This is a genomic window from Shewanella sp. 10N.286.51.B7, from assembly GCF_002873615.1.
GTDB lineage: Bacteria > Pseudomonadota > Gammaproteobacteria > Enterobacterales > Shewanellaceae > Shewanella > Shewanella electrodiphila.
In genome coordinates this window covers 1-211 of record NZ_MCUF01000103.1, presented here as the reverse complement: position 1 = coordinate 211, position 211 = coordinate 1, and the positions used below count along the sequence as shown (strand labels likewise).

The 211-nt window shown below is 43.1% G+C and carries 1 tRNA gene; it reads left to right on the top strand.

Going from position 1 to position 211, the window contains the following annotated elements:
- Positions 1-23 precede the first annotated feature (23 nt).
- Positions 24-99: transfer RNA gene (locus BCU84_RS20570), tRNA-Ala, on the top strand.
- The last annotated feature ends 112 nt before the right edge of the window (positions 100-211 follow it).

Genomic DNA, 211 nt, shown 5'->3' with positions numbered 1-211 from the left:
ATTTTGTTTGACTGCATGTAAATGGGGCTATAGCTCAGCTGGGAGAGCGCCTGCCTTGCACGCAGGAGGTCTGCGGTTCGATCCCGCATAGCTCCACCATTTACTTACTTTTATTTTAAAGGTAAATCATGCACATTGGATAGAGACGCCAAAGATAAAGCGACAGCTTTATCTTTGGCTTTTTTAAGCCCGTTCTTTAACAATTTGGAAA